This is a genomic window from Streptomyces sp. NPDC093149 (assembly GCF_044754145.1).
Lineage (GTDB): Bacteria > Actinomycetota > Actinomycetes > Streptomycetales > Streptomycetaceae > Streptomyces.
On sequence record NZ_JBIVON010000012.1, the window covers coordinates 1 to 19,484 of the forward strand.

At 72.3% G+C, this 19,484-nt stretch carries 16 protein-coding genes; 10 read left to right on the top strand and 6 right to left on the bottom strand.

The features are described 5' to 3' along the window. Positions 1 to 219 precede the first annotated feature (219 nt). The 5 genes from ACIQCZ_RS30235 (at position 220) to ACIQCZ_RS30255 (ending at position 7,300) form a co-directional block, all read left to right on the top strand. Entirely contained in the window at positions 220 to 954 is a 735-nt protein-coding gene (locus ACIQCZ_RS30235; protein ID WP_402286728.1) for a hypothetical protein, read from the top strand. A 23-nt stretch (positions 955 to 977) separates the two neighbouring features. Beyond that, positions 978 to 2,204: a sensor histidine kinase gene (locus ACIQCZ_RS30240; RefSeq protein WP_402286730.1), complete on the top strand. Its 1,227-nt coding sequence runs from the start codon at positions 978 to 980 to the stop codon at positions 2,202 to 2,204. 8 nt (positions 2,205 to 2,212) lie between these two features. Beyond that, positions 2,213 to 2,899, top strand: coding sequence for a response regulator (locus ACIQCZ_RS30245; RefSeq protein ID WP_402286733.1), 687 nt, complete (start codon positions 2,213 to 2,215; stop codon positions 2,897 to 2,899). A 373-nt stretch (positions 2,900 to 3,272) separates the two neighbouring features. Continuing rightward, entirely contained in the window at positions 3,273 to 5,120 is a 1,848-nt protein-coding gene (asnB, locus tag ACIQCZ_RS30250) for an asparagine synthase (glutamine-hydrolyzing) (protein ID WP_402286735.1), read from the top strand. 200 nt (positions 5,121 to 5,320) lie between these two features. Next, positions 5,321 to 7,300 (top strand): DUF5107 domain-containing protein, encoded by a 1,980-nt coding sequence (locus ACIQCZ_RS30255; protein WP_402286737.1) that lies wholly within the window; start codon positions 5,321 to 5,323, stop codon positions 7,298 to 7,300. 130 nt (positions 7,301 to 7,430) lie between these two features. Here the strand turns inward: ACIQCZ_RS30255 and ACIQCZ_RS30260 are convergent, their stop codons facing one another. The 3 genes from ACIQCZ_RS30260 to ACIQCZ_RS30270 form a co-directional block, all read right to left on the bottom strand. Beyond that, entirely contained in the window at positions 7,431 to 7,784 is a 354-nt protein-coding gene (locus tag ACIQCZ_RS30260; RefSeq protein WP_402286740.1) for a VOC family protein, read from the bottom strand. A gap of 24 nt (positions 7,785 to 7,808) precedes the next feature. After that, positions 7,809 to 8,618 carry a methyltransferase domain-containing protein gene (locus tag ACIQCZ_RS30265; RefSeq protein WP_402286742.1) on the bottom strand — a complete coding sequence of 270 codons (810 nt, stop codon included), beginning with the start codon at positions 8,616 to 8,618 and terminating at the stop codon, positions 7,809 to 7,811. 163 nt (positions 8,619 to 8,781) lie between these two features. Next, the gene (locus tag ACIQCZ_RS30270; protein WP_402286744.1) at positions 8,782 to 10,290 is read right to left on the bottom strand and encodes a bifunctional phosphatase PAP2/diacylglycerol kinase family protein; all 1,509 of its coding nucleotides are present in this window, start codon (positions 10,288 to 10,290) and stop codon (positions 8,782 to 8,784) included. A 517-nt stretch (positions 10,291 to 10,807) separates the two neighbouring features. Here ACIQCZ_RS30270 and ACIQCZ_RS30275 point away from each other — a divergent pair. The 3 genes from ACIQCZ_RS30275 to ACIQCZ_RS30285 all read left to right on the top strand — a co-directional run bounded on the left by ACIQCZ_RS30275 (position 10,808) and on the right by ACIQCZ_RS30285 (position 14,173). Beyond that, a complete protein-coding gene (locus ACIQCZ_RS30275) occupies positions 10,808 to 11,659 on the top strand; it encodes an SMP-30/gluconolactonase/LRE family protein (protein WP_402286746.1) in 852 nt (283 codons plus the stop codon). 129 nt (positions 11,660 to 11,788) lie between these two features. After that, positions 11,789 to 13,066 carry an aminotransferase class I/II-fold pyridoxal phosphate-dependent enzyme gene (locus ACIQCZ_RS30280; RefSeq protein WP_402286749.1) on the top strand — a complete coding sequence of 426 codons (1,278 nt, stop codon included), beginning with the start codon at positions 11,789 to 11,791 and terminating at the stop codon, positions 13,064 to 13,066. 48 nt (positions 13,067 to 13,114) lie between these two features. Next, positions 13,115 to 14,173: an MBL fold metallo-hydrolase gene (locus ACIQCZ_RS30285; protein ID WP_402286751.1), complete on the top strand. Its 1,059-nt coding sequence runs from the start codon at positions 13,115 to 13,117 to the stop codon at positions 14,171 to 14,173. Here the strand turns inward: ACIQCZ_RS30285 and ACIQCZ_RS30290 are convergent. The 3 genes from ACIQCZ_RS30290 to ACIQCZ_RS30300 all read right to left on the bottom strand — a co-directional run bounded on the left by ACIQCZ_RS30290 (position 14,163) and on the right by ACIQCZ_RS30300 (position 17,332). After that, the gene (locus ACIQCZ_RS30290; protein ID WP_402286753.1) at positions 14,163 to 14,783 is read right to left on the bottom strand and encodes a DedA family protein; all 621 of its coding nucleotides are present in this window, start codon (positions 14,781 to 14,783) and stop codon (positions 14,163 to 14,165) included. The two genes, ACIQCZ_RS30285 and ACIQCZ_RS30290, sit on opposite strands and share 11 nt — an antisense overlap. Continuing rightward, the gene (locus ACIQCZ_RS30295) at positions 14,780 to 15,562 is read right to left on the bottom strand and encodes an MBL fold metallo-hydrolase (RefSeq protein ID WP_402286756.1); all 783 of its coding nucleotides are present in this window, start codon (positions 15,560 to 15,562) and stop codon (positions 14,780 to 14,782) included. The genes ACIQCZ_RS30290 and ACIQCZ_RS30295 overlap by 4 nt, the downstream gene beginning before the upstream one ends. 318 nt (positions 15,563 to 15,880) lie before the next feature. Continuing rightward, entirely contained in the window at positions 15,881 to 17,332 is a 1,452-nt protein-coding gene (locus tag ACIQCZ_RS30300) for a PucR family transcriptional regulator (protein ID WP_402286759.1), read from the bottom strand. 98 nt (positions 17,333 to 17,430) lie between these two features. Between ACIQCZ_RS30300 and ACIQCZ_RS30305 the strand changes: the two genes are divergently transcribed. Both ACIQCZ_RS30305 and ACIQCZ_RS30310 read left to right on the top strand, forming a co-directional pair. Further along, a complete protein-coding gene (locus ACIQCZ_RS30305; protein WP_402286761.1) occupies positions 17,431 to 18,972 on the top strand; it encodes a purine-cytosine permease family protein in 1,542 nt (513 codons plus the stop codon). Positions 18,973 to 19,017: 45 nt separating this feature from the next. Beyond that, complete coding sequence (locus ACIQCZ_RS30310) at positions 19,018 to 19,419, top strand: YybH family protein (RefSeq protein WP_376219789.1); 402 nt, start codon at positions 19,018 to 19,020, stop codon at positions 19,417 to 19,419. The last annotated feature ends 65 nt before the right edge of the window (positions 19,420 to 19,484 follow it).

Genomic DNA, 19,484 nt, shown 5'->3' on the forward strand with positions numbered 1-19,484 from the left:
ACATGCTCAGCCGAAGGCCGCTTACGTGCAGGGCAGTTACCGTTCCGAGTGATCAAGTACGAGGAGTCGTTCGGACCCCGAGGTTAAAGATCAAGCTAGCTCTGCCGTTCGGATCGGACCGGAAGCGAACACGAGGCGAGCGGTACGACCACGGTCCGATCCGAAAGTGTGGACCACGCTCCGACGACGCGGTACGTGCGACGGCAGCATCGTGGCCCCATGACCGTCACAACTCCGTCAATCGCCGTTCCCAGTCCTGTCCTTCCGGGACGCTGGGTGGGCGGCGCCTCCCTCGTCCTCGGCCCCCTGCTGCTGCTCACCGGCATACTGCTGCGCCTGCGCTTCGACTTCTTCTTCCCAGCGCAACTGAGCGCGTCCCGGCACCATCCGGACCTCATGACGGCCTCGTACAGCTCTGTGTCCGCCGGGTGGGTGCTGCTCTGGCCGGGAGTCGTGCTTCTCGCCGCAAGGATCGGCGAGAGGTTCCGGGAACTCGCTCTGTGGGGCGGCGTGCTCACGGTCCTCGGCCTCTTCGCCCGCGCATTTCACGCCGGTGTGGACCACCTGGCCTTCCAGCTGGTGGCTGTCCAGGGGACGGCATCGGCGACGCGAACGGTGAGCGAGACCTACGGCGCGTTCCACATCTTCAGCACGCTCAACGCAGCCATCATGGGTGGCTGGCTCCTGCTGGCCATCGGCGCCTACCGCTCCCGAGCGCTGGGACCGCTGCGTGCGACGGCCCTGGCCCTGGCATCGGCGATGCCGCTGGGGGTGTTGAAGGGAACGACCCCTGTATCGGTCGCGGCCGCTGCGGGACTGTGCCTCGCGCTCGTTCCGCTGGGCGTGGCCGCGTTGCGCAACGGGCCGACCCCACGGGCGGCCACGGTCGCCGGAAGGCTTCTCCTGCTGGTCGCGGCGGGTACCGCGATGTTTCTCCTCGGGCAAGCCGGATGAGCGGCCATCGGTATCGTCGAGCGATGCACAGAATGGGGCGGCGCCTGCAGACCGGCGCGCATCTGTCGGTGATCGACGCCTGCGTGGCGGCCGTCGTGACAGCCGGGTACCTGGCACTGGCCGATCAAGGTGTCCCGGACGGTCTGCCCCGGTTCTCCGGCCCGTGGTGGCTGGGCCGTCTCGTGGCCGTCTGTGTGGGAGTGCCGTTGGCCGTCCGGCGCCTGTGGCCCCTACCTGCCCTGGCCTTGGTTCTGGGTGCTTCGGCGGCGGCGACACTGCTCGACATCACTCGTGACCCTTACATCTCTGCGGCCCTGGCCGTCTACGCGGTGGCGCTCATCGAGCCGGCACGCCGGGCCGGGGCTGCGCTCGTCCTGACCCTGGTGGTCTCGGCAGCCGCGGTCCTCACCGGTGAAGCGGTTCTGACGCCCTCCGGTCCGTGGACGGACGCCGCCGGAACTGCCGTCCTCGTCTGGCTGGTCATCGGGGCGGCGTGGGTCGCAGGCCGTGTCGTGCGCGAACGGAGAGCCCGAGCAGTCCGAAGGGACCGTCGCCTTGCGGAGGAGGCACTGGCCGAAGAACGCCTGCGCATCGCCAGAGAACTGCACGACATCGTCTCGCACGGTCTCAGCGTGATCGTCGTCAAAGCAGCGGTTGCCAACCATGTGGCCGAGGCCCGCCCCCAGGAGACGCGCGATGCCGTCCGGGCGATCGAGCAGACCGGACGGGAGGCGCTCACGGAGATGAGGCGTGCCCTGGGAGTGCTGCGCGGCGACACTGCCGGACCGCGCACGCGAGAGCCCGGGTCGGCGGAGACGGCTCCCCCTCCCGGGCTGGACGACCTGCCGGCTCTTGTCCGGCGTGCCGAGCGGGCGGGAGTCCGTACCGAGCTCCGCGCCGGGCTGGCCGTCGGCCTCCCCGCGGGGAGGGCGCTGACCGTCTACCGGATCGTGCAGGAGGCGCTGACGAACGTGGTCAAGCACGCCGGCGACGGAACACGGTGCCAGGTGACGATCAGGGTCGACCCGCAAGGAGATGTGCATATAGAGGTGGTGGATGACGGGGCCGGGAACGCGGCCGCGTCCGACCGGGCGGAACTCGGAGGTGGTCACGGACTCGTGGGGATGCGTGAACGCGTGATGATGTACGGGGGGACGCTGGCCGCCGGGCCGAGGTCCGGCGGCGGGTTCGCCGTGTCTGCTCGTCTCCCGCCCGAACCCGCTCACGGCATGGCCCCGAACCGGAAGTAGAGGACCGCGTGACCGAACCGATCCAGGTACTCGTCGCCGATGACCAGCCCCTGCTCCGAGGCAGCTTCCGGGTGCTCATCGACACGGCCCCCGGGCTGACGGCGGTGGGCGAGGCGGGCAACGGCGCCGAAGCCGTCGAGAGCGCGCAGCGGCTCTGCCCGGACGTGGTACTGATGGACATCAGGATGCCCGTCATGGACGGCATCGAGGCGACACGGCGCATAGCCGGAGCTCCCGGGACAGCCGGGACACGCGTTCTCATCCTCACCACGTTCGATCTGGACGAGTACGTCTACGGCGCGCTGCGCGCCGGGGCCTCCGGGTTTCTCCTCAAGGACACCTCTCCCGAGGTCCTGCTGGCAGGTATCCGCACGGTTGCCGCCGGAGAGTCCCTGCTCGCGCCCTCGGTGACCCGACGCCTCGTCGCCGAGTTCGCTCGTCTTCCCCCTGCGCACCATGCGCCGGGCTCCTCGCTGGAGAACCTCACGGAGCGCGAGCGCGAGGTCCTGGTGCTCGTGGCACGTGGCCTCTCCAATGCCGACATCTGCGAGTACCTCCACCTCAGCAGCGGCACCGTCAAGACATACATGGGCCGGCTGCTGAGCAAGCTGCGGGCGCGGGACCGTGCGCAGTTGGTCATCACCGCCTACGAGTCAGGGCTCGTAAGCGCCGCTCGACGATCGACCGATTCCTGAACACGGCCCCCGATCGGCCGCACCGGACTGCCCGCGGATCCGCCGCATGCACTCCACCGGCGCACCCCGGATTGGGAAAGTCTTTGCCCGTGGCCGATTCGGGCCGCCTTCGGAGCCCGTGGGCCCTTTCCGTACGGGCTGCGAAGCATGGCGGTCCCGTATAGGAAGGGGAAAGCGGCGGCCGAAAGTATGAGGAGCCGGCCTCCATCCATGTGACGACCGTGTTGACCGTACTCGATCGCAGGCACAGGCTCGACATATAGCTGCTAGTTACAACTGGTTCTGCCGGGCCCCGCCTTCGGCATGCCGCCCATGGGGCGGCACCGTGCGTACGGGCCGCACTCCCGGCCGGGACCGAATCGGGAGGACGCATATGTGTGGCATCGTCGGCTGGGTCTCGTTCGACCGCGATCTGCGGGCAGCCGCGGACGTGGCGACGCTGGACGCGATGACGGAGACCATGGCCTGCCGGGGTCCCGACGACCGGGGGACCTGGACGGTCGAACACGCGGGGCTCGGGCACCGTCGGCTCGCGATCATCGACCTGCCCGGCGGACGCCAGCCCATGACGGTCGGTACACCGGAGGGCGAAGTCGCCCTGGTCTACTCCGGTGAGGCGTACAACTTCACTGAACTGCGCACGGAACTGACCGCCCGCGGGCATCGGTTCCTCACCGACTCGGACACCGAGGTCGTGCTGCACGGTTACCTGGAGTGGGGCGAGTCCCTCGCCGAACGGCTCAACGGCATGTACGCATTCGCCCTCTGGGACGGCCGCCACGACAAGCTCGTCATGATCCGCGACCGGATGGGCGTCAAGCCCTTCTACTACTGGCCGACGGCCGACGGAGTGCTCTTCGGCTCGGAACCCAAGGCCATCCTCGCCAACCCGCTGGCCCGGCCCCGCGTGACCCTCGACGGGCTCCGGGAGCTCTTCACCCTCGTCAAGACCCCCGGCCACGCCGTGTGGGACGGCATGTACGAGGTACAGCCCGGCACGGTCGTCACCGTCGACCGCGGCGGCCTGCGCCGGCACGTCTACTGGCGGCTGGAGACCCGCCCGCACACCGACGACCAGGACACCTCGGTGGCCAGGGTACGGACGCTGCTGGACGACATCGTGCGCCGACAACTGGTCTCCGACGTACCCCGCTGCGTACTGCTCTCCGGCGGCCTCGACTCGTCCGCGGTCACCCTGCTCGCCGCCCGACAGCTCGCCATGAGCGGTGAGAAGGTCCGCACCTTCGCCGTCGACTTCGTCGGGCGGACCGAGAACTTCGTCGCCGACGAGCTGCGTACCACTCCCGACACCCCGTTCGTCCACGACGTGGCGCGACAGGCGGGCACCGTCCACCGTGACATCGTGCTCGACCCGGACACTCTCGCCGACCCCGAGGTGCGCGCCCGGATGATCAGGGCCCGGGACATCCCGATGGGTCTCGGCGACATGGACGCCTCGCTCTACCTGCTCTTCCGGGCGATCCGCGAACACTCGACCGTCGCGCTGTCCGGGGAGTCGGCCGACGAGGTGTTCGGCGGCTACCTCCAGTTCTTCGACGAGGAGGCCAGGAACGCCGACACGTTCCCCTGGCTGGTGCGTTTCGCCGAGCACTTCGGTGAGGACGACGGCATGCTCCGCGACGACGTGAACCAGGCACTCGGCCTGCGGGCGTACATCCGCGACAGCTACGACTCCGCCGTCGCCGGCATCGAACGGCTCACCGGCGAGAGCGACTTCGAGTACCGCATGCGCAAGATCTGCCACCTCCACCTGACCCGGTTCGTACGCGTCCTGCTCGACCGCAAGGACCGCGCGAGCATGGCCGTCGGCCTGGAGGTCCGCGTGCCGTTCTGCGACCACCGGCTCGTCGAGTACGTCTACAACACCCCCTGGGCCCTGAAGTCCTTCGACGGCAGGGAGAAGAGCCTGCTGCGCGAGGCCACCGCGGACCTGCTGCCACGGTCCGTGTACGAACGGACCAAGAGCCCCTATCCGTCGACACAGGACCCGAAGTACGCCGTCGCGCTGCAGGAGCACGCCCACGACCTGCTCGCGCGCCCGGACCACCGGGTCTTCGACCTCATCGACCGCGACCGGCTGCGACGGGCGGCCGAACACGACGCACCGGGGATCACTTCGGCCTCCCGTCGCGGGCTGGAGCGCACCCTGGACCTCGCGATGTGGCTGGACCTGTACGAGCCGGAGGTGGATCTCGGCTGAACGGGCCCGTACCGGCGCAGTCTCTCTCACGCGGGAGCGGTTCCGGGCGGCACGTCCATGGCCTCCGGCCGCCTGGACCGGGCCCCGCTTTTGCCGAAGTCTGACGGCGACCCCTCTGGCCGGGCCGCTGTCCAGCGTGTTCCATGGTCATCGGGGGGCGCCCGGACCTGCGGCGGCCCGCGCGAGGGAGCGAGGTTGCCTTGGCCACGACCGTACGACGTGCCGTACTGACTCTGCCTGCCGCACCACTGGGCCCGGAGAACCCGTTGCCCGCACTGCGGCCGCTCGACGAGATGCATGTCGTCGACGACCGTGACCGGGCCGGACTGCCACGTGACATGGCACGCCAGATCGGCTACGAGCCACTGGCCACCGTGCTGCCGGTGCGCGTCCTCGACGGGTACGGGCGCCGACGCGTCCCCACCACGCTGGACGCGATCGTCATCGAGAACGAGCGGCTGCGGGCCACCGTCCTGCCCGGACTCGGCGGACGCATCCACTCCCTCCACCACAAGCCCACCGGCCGCGAACTCCTCTACACCAACCCCGTCCTGCAGCCCGCCGACTTCGCGCTCAACGGTGCCTGGTTCTCCGGCGGCATCGAATGGAACATCGGCGCCACGGGCCACACCACCCTGTCCTGCGCCCCGGTGCACGCCGCCCGGGTGCCCGCGCCCGACGGCGGGGACATGGTCCGCCTGTGGGAGTGGGAGCGGCTGCGCGACCTGCCGTTCCAGGTGGACCTCTGGCTGCCCGAGGACTCGGACTTCCTGCACGTCGGCGTACGGATACGCAATCCGCACGAGCACACCGCACCCGTCTACTGGTGGTCCAACATCGCCGTCCCCGAAGGCGAACGCACCCGCGTGCTGGCCCCGGCCGACGAGGCCTGGCACTTCGGCTATGAGCGGACCCTGACCCGGGTCCCGGTCCCCGAGTCCGGCCGTGTCGACCGTACGTACCCCCTGCGCGGCGACTTCCCCGCCGACTACTTCTACGAGGTGCCCGACGGCTCGCGCCGCTGGATCGCCTCCCTCGACGAGGACGGGAGGGGACTCGTCCAGACGTCCACCGATCTGCTGCGCGGCCGGAAGCTGTTCCTGTGGGGGAGCGGGCCGGGCGGGCGGCGCTGGCAGGAGTGGCTCACCGAGCCGGGCACCGTCGGCTACGCGGAGATCCAGGCCGGACTCGCCCGTACCCAGCTGGAACACATTCCCCTGGCACCGGGCGCCGAGTTCAGCTGGCTGGAGTCGTACGGACCGCTGTCCGCGGACCCCGCGACCGTGCACGGCGACGACTGGGCGGCGGCCCGCGCCGAGACCGAGCGGCGGCTCGCCGAGGCACTGCCGCGCGCCGACGTCGACGCCGCGTACGCGGCCTGGCGTCCGTGTGCCGACACCGAGCCCGGCGAGTCGCTCGCCACCGGCTCCGGCTGGGGCGCCCTCGAAGTCCGGCGAGGCACGTACCGGCTCCCCGGCACGCCGTTCGCCGAGTCGACTCTCGGCGAACAGCAGGAACCCTGGCTGGAGTTGCTGGAACAGGGCGCCTTTCCCGAACCGCGCGGGCCGGTCCCGCCCGGCCCCTCCCTGGTCTCCCCGCACTGGCGCGACATGCTGGAGACGGCCTCCGCCGAACCTCTTACCGAGTACCACCTCGGCGTCGCCCAGTGGCACGCGGGCGACCGCGCCCAGGCGGTCCGCAGCTGGGAGCGCGGACTGTCCCTCGCCCCGTCGCGTTGGCCGCTGCTGCGCTGCCTCGCCGTGGCGGCCGAGGAGGGCGCCCACTGGGACAGGGCCGCGGACCTCTACACCGAGGCGTTCGACGGCCTGTGCGCGGAACGCCCCGACAGTGAAGGCGACCGAGACGCCTGGATGTCCGCCACGGCGGCGCTCGCGCGCGAGGCGATGGAGGTGCTGCTGACGGCAGGGCGCCCCGAAGCGGCCCGGACGGTGTGGAACGGCCTGTGCGCGGAGCATCGACAGCGCGGCCGTTTCCGCCTGCTGGAGGCGCGGCTGCTGATCGCCGAGGGCGACCGCGCCGCCGCCCGGGCCGTCTTCGACGAGGGCTTCGAGGTGGCGGATCTGCGGGAGGGCGCGGAAATCCTGGACGAGGTGTGGGCCGAGCTCACCGACGAGCCGCTTCCGGACAGATACAACTACCGGATGCGCCCCAGGGCGTGACGGCGAAGACCGCCCGGCCCGCACCGCCTCCACGGGTGCGGGCCTGGCGGTGTGGCCGGGGCGGCCGCCGCCGCGACGGCCGTGGGGCGGGCGATCCCCGTCGGGTGCTCGCGGGCCGGACGGTCGCCCGTCAAACGGTCGGGTTCCGGTCGGCGTACTCGAAGACCGAGCCGTCCGGGTGCACGGCGATCAGGTTGCGGCCGACCGGCGTCGGCACCGGCCCGGCGAGGATCCTGGCGCCGACACGGGTGAGGGAGGCGTGGGCTTCGTCGACATCCTTGACCGCGATCGTCGCCGTCACCTTGCGCAGGATCTCCAGCTCCGACTCCGGGCCGCTCATCAGCAGAAAGCAGCTGATCGCGGCGACCGAGACCCCGCCGCGCTCGAAGCGCAGCGCGGAACTGCCTGTGAGGTCCTCGTAGAAGGCCACCGCGGCCTCCAGGTCGTCGACACAGATGCGCAGCGTGGTTCCCAGAATATCCATGTGCACAAGGGTAGTTGGCGGTGATCAGGCCCGGCAGAGCATCTCGCCGTGCGGGACCATGAACCAGGCGTCGTCCCGCGCGCCCCACTCCCGCCAGGCCGCGGCGATCGCCGCCAGCTCCTCGGTGCTCGCGTGGCCGCCGGCCACGGCCTGCTCCGCGTACACCGAGCCGACCGTACGGTCCGCCCACAGCCCGCTCCACCAGGCGCGGTTCTCCGGGGTGGCGAAGCACCAGGTGGCCGCGGTCGCGGTGATGTCGGTGAAGCCGGCCCGGCGGGCCCAGGAGAGCAGTCGGCGTCCGGCGTCCGGTTCGCCGCCGTTGGCTCGGGCCACCCGGCCGTACAGCTCCTGCCAGGAGTCCATGCCGGGCAGGTCGGGGTACCAGGTCATCGCCGCGTAGTCGCTGTCGCGGGCGGCGACGATGCCACCGGGACGGCAGACGCGCCGCATCTCGCGCAGCGCCCGCACCGGGTCGCCCACGTGCTGGAGCACCTGATGGGCGTGGACGACGTCGAAGGAGTCGTCGGGGAAGTCCAGGGCGTGCACGTCGGCGGTGGCGAACTCGACGTTCTCCAGGCCGCGTTCGGCCGCTTCCTCGGCCGCGCGGGCCAGGACCTCCTGGGCGGGGTCGACGCCGGTCACCCGGCCGGGGGCGACCAGTGCGGCCAGATCGGCCGTGATGGTGCCGGGTCCGCAGCCCACGTCCAGCACGGTCATGCCGGGGCGGAGCTCATCGATCAAGTAGGCCGCGGAATTGGCGGCGGTGCGCCAGCGGTGCGAGCGCAGCACCGACTCGTGGTGGCCGTGGGTGTAGACGGCGGTCTCCTTCGGCATGGCCGTGGATCCTTTCTCGCTGATCGGTACGGCCACCGTACGCTCGGATGTCGAATGATGAGATACAGGTCTTGATATGTGGACAAGCTCGATGAGCCGGAGTGGCGACGGGCAGTCGGCCATGCCTGGTTCGCCCGTGCGCGGCGGATTCCGGCAGACTCCTTCATCCCGCCATCGGGCAGTACACCGTCAGTGCCTCCGGAAGCTTGTCGATCATCAATTCGGTGCTGCTGTAGGCCACTTCGCCGTCGTACGCGTAGGGCGTACCGGGTCGCAGGCCGGCGATCCGCACCCCTCTGCGCCGTTCCGCCGCATGCACGGGGGAGCGGGTCAGCGGACCCGCGACGGCCGCGGCGAGGAGCCGCAGGCCCGGTGTGCGGCCACCGTGCACCACTCGCACATCCAGCAGGCCGTCCCCGAGGTTGTGCCGCCGCCCGGGTGCCGGACCGACCCGCTGGAACAGCCCGTTGCCCACGAACAGCAGCCACAGCGGGCGCCGCCGCCCCTCCAGTTCGGCCTCCAGCGGACGCTCGCCCCGCAGCGCCTTCCACGCCGCCACCAGGCCCGCCGGCCAGCCTCCGATACGCGGGGCCCAGCGCTCACGCGTCCGCACCAGTTCGGGATAGACACCGAGACTGAAGGCGTTGAGGAAACAGCCGTGCGCGCCTCCCGGTCCCTCGGGTCCGGGCCGGAAGCGGCCGAGGTCGACCCGGACCGCATCGCCCTCGGCCAGTGCGGCGCACGTGTCGTCCACTGTCTCGATGCCCAGGTCGTACGCGAAATGATTCAGTGTTCCGCCGGGGAACACGGCGAGCGGCAGACCGTGCGCGGCGGCGACGGCCGCGGCCCGGTCGACCGTGCCGTCCCCGCCGCAGACCCCCAGCGCCCGGCCCCGGTCCGCGGCCTTCTCCAGCTCGGCCCGGAGTTCCCCGGGGGCGCACTCCACCACCTCGGCGCGCGGCAGCGCGTCCCGTACCAGCGAGGCCGTCGCGGTCGCCGTGCCCGACTCCTGGTTGACGACGACCACCAGGTCCTGGCCGGCCGGCAGCGCGGGCGCGTGGCCCGGCGGTCGCCCCGGTGCCGGGAGCTGTCCGCGGGTCGGCACGACACCCCGCAGGGCCAGCGCGGCCCCCACGCCGAGCACCGCACCCGCCAGCACATCACTCGGATAGTGGACTCCGGTGTAGACGCGGGAGGCGGCGACGGACAGGGCGAGCGGGGCGACGACGGCGCCCCAGCCCTTCGATTCGAGAGCCACGCCCGTGGCGAAGGCCGCGGCCGACGCGGCGTGTCCGGAGGGGAAGGACGTCGTGAACGGCTGGCGCCCGAGCCGCCGCATCACCGGCACGGTGTCCAGCAGCGGGCGCTCCCTGCGCACCGCGCCCTTGCCGATCGTGTTGATCGTGGCCGATGCGACCGCCAGCGAGGCGATCCCCCGCAGCGCGGCCCGCCGCGCCCGTGCGCTGCCGCCCAGCGCGGCCAGGCCCGCGGCGGCCCCGAACCACAGCAGCCCGTGATCGGCGCTGCGGCTCAGCCGTGGCAGCACGGGCCCGGCGCCCGGCCAGTCGCGGTGGGCCAGGGCCCGGAACACGGCGAGATCCCGGCGGTGCAGCCGGCCGCGCAGCGAGGTGGACGACGGACCGGTGAACGGAGTACGGCGTGGTGCGGACATGGAACACCGCCTACCCCGCCGGGGCGCGGCGAACCAGCGGGCGCGTCCGCGCACGGGCCACCGGGCCGGGAGGACGGCCCCGTGGCGGCCTGCGTCCGCCGGCAGGATTCCCGCTCCATCGGACGGGGCCTCGTCGGGAGCCGACGTGCCGGCCGGACCGCTCGCGCCGGCCGGACCGCTCGCGCCGGCCTCCCGACCGCTCGCGCCGGCCTCCCGACCGCTCGCGCCGGCCTCCCGACCGCTCGCGCCGGCCTTCCCGACGGGCGCGAGACCCTTCGTTGCTCCTGTCCATCGCCCGTAGGTGTCGGCATTGTCGCGGCATGTGGCGCGCGACTACTCTGTGTTCCCGATGCCGGCCGTGGCGCCGCGTCGTCGCGGGACCGCACGGGCGTCGTCGCGTTCTCCCCTTCCGTACCCGTGATCCGCGGGCCGAGGAGCGCGGGGAGGCACCTGCGGACTCCGTGCTCCACGGCGCCGACGCACTCCCCGGCCGGTCCGTCCACCACGAAGGGCAGAGATGACCACCGCAGGCCTGGATGTGGCCGTACAGGAGCAGGCCGAGCTCGGCGAGGGACCGACCTGGGATCCGGCCACCGGCCGGCTGATCTGGGTCGACATCGTCTCCGCCCGGGTGCACACCTACGACCCGGTGAGTGCCCGTCGTACGGTCATGGCCACCGAACAGCACGTCGGAGCCGCCAAACCGCGCGCGGGCGGCGGACTCGTGGTCAATCTGCGGGACGGCATCGGACTGTACGACCCCGACGGCCGCTTCCGCTGGCTGGTCCACGATCCCGAACCGGGACGCCGTGGCAATGACGCGGCGGTCGCCCCGGACGGGGCGCTGTGGGCGGGCACCATGCGTGACGACGGTGCGGAGACCGGCGGCAGTCTCGCCCGCATCGCGCCCGACGGCGCGGTCACCCCGGTGCTCCCCGTCGTGGCCTGCAGCAACGGCATCGGGTGGAGCCCGGACGGGCGGCTGATGTACTTCATCGACACCCCCACACGCCGTATCGACGTCTTCGACTTCGACGGCGGGCGCGCCGTGAACCGGCGTCCGTTCGCCGTCGTCGAGGAGGGCGCGGGATTCCCCGACGGTCTGACCGTCGATGTCGAGGGGGCTGTCTGGGTCGCGCTGTGGGACGGCGCCGCGGTCCGCCGCTACACGGCCGACGGAGTCCTGGACCGGACGGTCGTCCTGCCGGTGCGGCGCCCGACGGCCTGCGCCTTCGGCGGTGCGGACCTGCGCGATCTGTACATCACCTCGGCCCGCACCGGGCTCGCCGCACCGCATCCGCTCTCCGGTTCGCTGCTGGTGCTGCCGGACGCGGGGCGCGGGCTGCCCGGTACGGCCTTCGCGGGCTGAGCCCGGCTCCCAGGCCACCGGTGACGGTTCCGCTGGGCGGGCGCCGCCGATGGATCCCTCGTATAAAGGGCCCTGAGTGCTCAAGGGCCCTGAGCGCGAGACGACGGGGCAGTGGCGAAGGAGGCCCGGATGGCGCGGGAGCGGACCGAGCGGACCGGACGGGCGGGGCGGAGGCAGAAGGGCGGCGGGGGAGCGCGCCGGGTACGGGAGGATCGCGGCCCCGTCCGGTACGGGCCGCCCGCCCCCGATCCCGGTCTGCCCGTCGTGTCCGAGCTGGCCGAGGTGCTCGCCGCCGCGGCCGGCCGCGGCGCACCGGAACCGACCGGTGGCGGCGACGCCCTGCGCGAGGCCGCGACCGCCTACTGGGAGCGGCGCGGACTGCACGGCACCCCGGAGCGCGTCGCCGCCGCCCCGGGCGCCTCGCCGCTGCTGCTCGCGCTGATCGCCGCGCACGGTGGCGACGTGCTCATGCCCCGCCCCTGCACGGCCACCTGGATTCCGCAGGCCCGGCTGCTGGGCAGGCCCGCCTACCATGTGCCGACCCCGGCCGAGTGCGGCGGCGTGCCCGATCCGTACGCGCTGCTGGAGACCGTACGCAGGGTGCGCGCCGAGGGAGGGAGGCCCCGGCTGCTGCTGATCTCCGTCGTCGACGACCCGACCGCCACCGTCGCCCCGCCGGAACTCGTGCGCGAGGCGTGCGAGGCCGCGGTCGCCGAGGGCCTGCACATCGTCAGTGACGAGACCTGGCGCGACACCCTGCACCGGCCGCACGACACGGTCCTGCTCAGCCCGGCCGAGATGTGCCCGGACGACGTCACGGTCGTCTGCGACCTCGCCGGTGCGCTGACCCCGTCCGCCTGGCCGGTCGCGGTCGCCCGGTTCCCGGACACCGAGCGGGCGGCGGTGCGCCATGCCCGCACCCTCGACATCCTCACCGCACTCGGTGCGCTGGTCGCCGGACCGGTCGCCATGGCCGCCGCCCACGCGCTGCGCGAACCGGATGCCGTCACGGAGCGGGTCCGCCGGGCCGCCGCGCTCCAGGCGCGGATCGCCGCGGCGGCCCACCGCGCGGTCCTCGCGGCGGGTGCGCTCGCCAGGCCTCCGCAGGCGGGGCGCCATCTCTACGCCGATCTCGGACCGCTCAGGTCCCGGCTGGCGGACCGGGGGGTCACGGACTCGCTGGAGCTGGAGGAGTACCTGACGGAACGTCTCGGCACACCGACGCCCGGCGGACACCGGTTCGGCGACGAACTCGGTGCGCTGCGCGTACGGCTGGGCACCGGGACGCTGCTCGGGTCGACGCCGGAGCAGCAGACGGAGTCCCTCACCGCTGTGGAGCCCCTGGAATTGCCGCACGTGGCTCAAGCCCTGAGCATTTTCGCAGCGGCTCTCGACGAACTGCGATGACGGACGGGCGCCGGTACCGGGACGCCGAACCGAGACGGGAGTTTCTCGATGACGGAACAGACCGAGCGCTCCTCCGAGGGGGCCGCCCCCACGCGTCGGATCGCCGATGGCGAGGTCGTCGGACCGCGCCCGCTCGGTGAGGTCCGGGTCTGGCCCAGATCCTTCGCCGACCGGCTCACCGCGCCGCTCCCTGGTGTCATGAGCATGTCCCGCTTGGCCCGTGAACGCGCGCTGCGGCCCGACACGGAGGGACTGCGCGGCGTCCACCGGCTCCCGTACGCCCCCGAACCCCTGCCGGACACGGCGGCCGACACCACCTGCGTCACCTGGGCCGGGCACGCCAGCTGGATCGTCCGCACCGGCGGACTGACCGTCCTCACCGATCCCGTCTGGTCGCGGCGCATCCTCGGTACCCCGCCCAGGATCACGCCGGTCGGCGTCCGCTGGGAGGACCTGCCACGCGTCGACGCCGTCGTGATCAGTCACAACCACTACGACCACCTCGACGCCCCCACCCTGCGCAGGCTGCCCAGGGACACCCCGCTGTTCGTCCCCGCCGGACTCGGCCGCTGGTGCCGCCGTCGCCGCTTCACCTGTGTCACCGAACTCGACTGGTGGGAATCCGCCCGCCTGCGCGGCGTCCGCTTCGACTTCGTGCCCGCCCACCACTGGTCCAAGCGGACCCTCACCGACACCTGCCACTCCCTCTGGGGCGGGTGGATCATCGACACCGCCGACCGTGGCGGGCAGCGCATCCACTTCGCCGGGGACAGCGGATACGGCCACTGGTTCGGCGAGATCGGCCGCCGGTACCCCGGGATCGATCTGACCCTGCTGCCGATCGGGGCGTACGAACCCCGCTGGTGGCTCGGCGACGTGCACACCGATCCGGAGGAGGCCGTGCAGGCGTACGAGGACCTCGGCGCCCGCGCGATGGCGCCCATGCACTGGGCGACCTTCGTGCTCTCCGCGGAGCCCGTACTCGAACCGCTGGCCCGGCTGCGCACCGCCTGGCAGCGGGCCGGACACCCCCGGACACGGCTCTGGGACCTGCCGATCGGCGGCTCCCGCGTGCTGGAGCCGGTGCCCCGCACGATCAGTGGCTGAACCGGGCCCGCGTCCTGCGCCACATCGCGGGCGCCCCGCTGATCAGCAGCGTCAAGGCCACCGCCGCGACCACGCCCTGCCACGGCTCGGGGAAGAGCGAACCGCCGAGTATGCCGATGAGCTGGTACGTCGCCGCCCACGCCAGGCACGCCGGCACATCCCCCCGGGCGAACCGGCGCAGCGGCATCCGGCCCAGCAGACAGGCCAGCATCACCGGAATCCGGCCCGCCGGTACCAGCCTCGACAGGACGAGCACCATCGCGCCGTGCTCGTCCAGCTTCTGCTGCGCCTGCGCCAGCCGCTCCGGAGCGGCCCGGTCGCGGATCGTCCGCAGCCACTTCGAACCGTTCCTCGACCGCACCCCGCGCTGACCCAGCCAGTACAGACAGATGTCACCGAGGAACGCGGCGGCCGACGCCACCCCGAAGACGATCAGCAGCGAGAACGGCGACGACTGGTGCAGCGCCACCACCGCGGCCGAACTCACCAGCGCACCCGTCGGCACCACGGGCACCAGTGCGCCCAGCGCCACGAGCAGGAACAGGGACGGATATCCGACGGCCTGCTGTGTCGACTCGGGGGGCAGCTGTCTCACGACCTCCTGGATCACCTGGCGGCCTCCGGCCGCACCTGTTCGCCGTGCGAAAGCCGGTGCACCGCCACCTCCGGTGCCAGCAGGGCCGCCTTGCGGACGAATTCGTCGCCCGGTGAGTGGAACTCGTGGGGCCTGACCGCGTCCATCCCGACCGGCCAGTACGTGCCGTAGTGCACCGGCACGGCCGACCGAGGTGCCAGCCGGGCCAGCGCCTGCGCGGCCCGCCCGGCGTCCAGATGGCTGTGCCCCAGATACGGACCCCAGCCGCCCACCGGGAGCAGTGCCACGTCCACCGGGCCGACGGCCCCGGCCATGTCGTCGAACAGCCCGGTGTCACCGGCGAAGTACGTCCGCGCCTCGCCCTCGACCACATAGCCGAGCGCGGGGGAGCGATGCGGGCCCATGGGCAGGCGCCTGCCGTCGTGCAGTGCGGGAACCGCCCGTACCCGCACCTCGCCGGCCCGGACCACGTCGCCCGGTCCCACCTCGGTGATGCGCAGCCCGCGCACCGCGCGGAGCATCCTCAGCCCCGGCACGGAGCGCACCGTTCCCGTCGGCACGACCAGCCGGCTCCCGGGGGCGAGCCGGGCCAGCGACGGCAGATGCAGGTGGTCGGAGTGCAGATGGGAGACGAGCACGACATCGGCGAGCGCGGCCTCGGGGCCGGGCAGATCCCCGCGCCGGCGGCGAAGATGCGCGAAGCGCCGTACGAAGAGCGGATCGGTCAGCACCCGGACCCCGGAGTCCTCGATCGTGCAGGTGGCATGACCCCACCAGGTGACTTCCACCGGCACGCGGTGCCTCCTCGTTTCCGGGTTTCTCTTGCTTCCCGCCCTGCATCGAGCCTAGTGCCGTGACCGGATCGGGTGACCCGGCTCCATCCGGCCGATTCCGTCCGGCCGGTCGCCCTGAGAGCCTGTCGGGTGACCTCCGGCCGGGCGGTCACGCCCCGGCACGCACGCTTCCCGCGTCGTCGTCGGTCGCCGGCATCCCTTCCCCGAGCTCTCGGTTGCGTTCGAGCAGGGGAGACCCCATCCGACTCCCTCCTGCGCCTCGGAACCGCACGCGCCGGACCGCGTCCGCCATCCGGTCCGAGGCCACCCGGCAGGCTCTCAGTCGGTGAGGCCCAGCGCCCCGGCCGCCTGGACGGCCAGCCAGACCTCCGTCAGCGCACCCGTCGACGCCATGTCGCGGTCGGTCAGCGCGCCGAAGCGGCGCAGCCGGTAGGCGAGCGTGTTGGGGTGGATGTGCAGCGCGGCCGCAGCCGTCTCCGTGCGGCGGTCCCGTTCCATCCACGTACGGACGGAGACCAGCAGCTGGGAGTCGTGGGCCTCGTCGTAGCGCAGGACCTCGCCCAGCACATGCTCGACCAGCGCGGTCAGCACCGCGGGGTCCTCGGGCAGCCAGCGGCCCAGGGAGTCGTCGCCGTAGCGGACCACGGAGCGCCCCGACTCGACCGCCTTGGAAACCGCCCAGAGCGCCTCGCGCTGGGCCACCCGCAGCGCGGCGCCGGGCAGGAACGGGCGGCTCATCCCGGCCGCCACGTCCGGCAGTCCACCGATCTCCCCCGCCAGCCGGGGCGCGCCCAGGACATACCGGTCCGTCCCCCAGGTGAGCAGCAGATGCGGATGGTCCTGGAGACAGCGCAGCAGTGCCTCGTCCGTGGTCTGCCGCACCACGATCAGCACGGTGTCGCCCTCGATCGCGTGCCGGGCGAGCCGGCGCCGGGCCGTCTCCGGGTCCAGTACCTCCTGCAGCAGCTCGGCCAGGGTCTCCGCGCCCTCCCGGCGCAGCGTCTCGCGCTCGTTGCGCACCATCGCGACCCGCAGCGCCGCCACGGTGGCGATGTGCTGGACGACGGCGAGCCCGGCGGGCTGGGCACCCTCCCGTTCGTACGCGACGAGGAACCCCGCCGGGCCGCCGGGCGCCGGAACGGGCAGCACGAACCCGCCGGGGACGGTCGGCGGGGCGTCCACGGAAGCGGGCAGGACGCCCGGCTCGGGCACCGGCACACCGGGCAGGAGGGGACGTCCCTGTGGCGTGCACAGGTACACGTCGTAACCGGACAGGCGCTCCAGGCGGCGCAGCAGCGTCGGCGTGTCCAGGTCCTCGGCGACCAGCCAGCGCAGCGAGCCGAAGACCTGGAGCTGCGCGCCGAGCCGGTGCCGGGCGTCCTCCTGGACCGAGGCGGCGACCTCCTGGGAGACCGCGATGAACGGGACGGCGAGCGGGACCTCCAGGACCGGGAAGCCACGCTCCTCGGCCGCCCGGAAGAACGCGTCGTGCAGCGGTGGCATGTGCAATTGCGCGGAGAGCGCCAGCGCGGAGACACCGGCGTCGTCGAGCCGCTCCAGATAGGCGCGCTGCCCGGCGGCGGTGCGCGGCACCGCGAGGCCCGTCGTCATGATCACCTCGGCGCCCAGCAGCCAGGGCGTCGGATCGGCGAGTTCGCTTGCGTGCGCCCAGGAAACGGAGCGCCCCAGCCCACTGCTGCCCGCCTTCACGGAGAGCTGGAGAGCGGGGAAGGAGAGCAGATCCTCCACGGTGAGTTTGTTTTCGGCCACAGACAACAGCGTACGGCTCTGTGATCTGCACAATTGTCGACCGTCGTCATGGGCCACAGACTGTGGGACCGTCCCCATGAACAAAAGGTGGAGCGCCCGTGACTGCCTCGATCACCGAAGTCGAGACCAATGGTGTCGAGCGGATACCCGACGCCGACCGCACGGCCCGTCCGGTCGACCTCTTCCGGCTCGCCTTCGGCGGCGCCAACACCTTCGCGACCTGTGTCCTGGGCGCCTTCCCGATCCTGTTCGGACTCTCCTTCTGGCAGGGACTCGCGGCGACACTGCTCGGCCTCGTCGCGGGTGCGCTCCTGCTCGCCCCGATGGCGCTGTTCGGCCCGACCAACGGCACCAACAACGCCGTCTCCTCCTCCGCCCACCTGGGTGTGCACGGCCGGATCGTCGGCTCGTTCCTCTCGCTGCTCACCGCGGTGGCGTTCTTCTCGATCTCCGTGTGGTCCTCGGGCGACGCGCTCGTCGGCGGCGCCCACCGGCTCGCCGGTCTGCCCGAGTCCGACGTGACCTACGGCATCGCGTACGCGATCTTCGCCGGGCTCGTCCTGGTGGTCTGCGTCTACGGCTTCCGCTTCATGCTGATGGTCAACAAGATCGCGGTGGTCGCCGCCTCGGCACTCTTCGTCCTCGGCGCCTTCGCCTTCGCGGGCGACTTCGACGCCGGCTACGCGGGCACCTTCACCTCGACCGCCGACCCGCTGTTCTGGCCGTCGTTCATCGGCGCCGCGCTGATCGTGCTGTCCAATCCGGTCTCCTTCGGCGCGTTCCTCGGCGACTGGTCCCGCTACATCCCGGCCACCACACCCCGCCGCCGGGTGATGGGCGCCGCGTTCCTCGCCCAGATCGCCACGCTGCTGCCCTTCGTGTTCGGCCTGGCCACCGCCTCGATCATCGCGGCCAAGGCCGGCAAGTACCTCGACCCCGCCGCCCCCAACTACGTCGGCGGACTGCTCGCCATCTCGCCCGGCTGGTACTTCCTGCCGCTCTGCCTGATCGCCCTGATCGGCGGCCTGTCGACCGGCACGACCGCGCTGTACGGCACCGGCCTCGACGTCTCCAGCGTCTTCACCCGATTCAGCCGGGTGCAGTCGACGTTCTTCATCGGCGCCCTGTCGATCGCCTTCATCTTCTTCGGCCGCTTCGCGCTCAACCTCGCGCAGTCCATCTCCACCTTCGCCACCCTGATCATCACCTGCACCGCCCCGTGGATGATCGTGATGGCACTCGGTTACGTCACCCGGCGCGGCTGGTACGACGCGGACGCGCTCCAGGTCTTCAACCGCCGTCAGACCGGTGGCCGCTACTGGTTCAACCACGGCTGGAACTGGCGGGGGATGTCCACCTGGTTCCTCTCCGCCGGTGTGGCGCTCCTGTTCACCAACCTGCCCGGCCAGTTCGTCGGACCGCTCGGCAACCTGGCGAACGGCACCGACATCTCCCTGCCGGTCGCCCTGGGCCTCGCGGCGGTGGTCTACCTCGGCCTGCTCACCCTCTTCCCCGAACCGCGCGGGGTGTACGGCCCGGACGGCCCCCGCCTCGTCAGGGCGTCGGACACGGCTGTTCCGCCCATCACGGGCGCCCCGGACGACGAGACCGTCGCCGCCGCACCGGCCACCGCGAGCTGATCGGCCCGGCCCCCCACCCCACCGCCCCGTCACCAGGAGCCGTACATGAGCACCACCCCCGTCCAGGAAGTCCGGGCCGCGGCCGACGCGCTGATCGCCGCCTTCGCCGACGGCCGCCTCGACGACTACTTCGGGTCCTTCGCCCCGGACGCCACTTTCGTCTTCCACTCCACCCCGCAGCGGCTCGGCTCCACCGCCGAGTACCGGGCGCTGTGGCAGCGGTGGGTGACCGAGGACGACTTCCGCGTCGTGCGCTGCGTCTCGACCGGACAGCTCGTCCAGCACTACGGCTCCACGGCCGTTTTCAGCCACGACGTGGAGACCACGATCGCCACCAGGGCCGGCGAGGAGACCGTCCACGAGCGGGAGACCATCGTGTTCGCCCGCGCCGCCGACGGCAGCTGGCCCGCCGTGCACGAGCACCTGTCCGCCCGTACGGCCGAGTGACGGTGCCTCCCCCCGGGATCGCCGCACGACCACACGTCCCACCCCCGGGCCGTGTCCGACACATG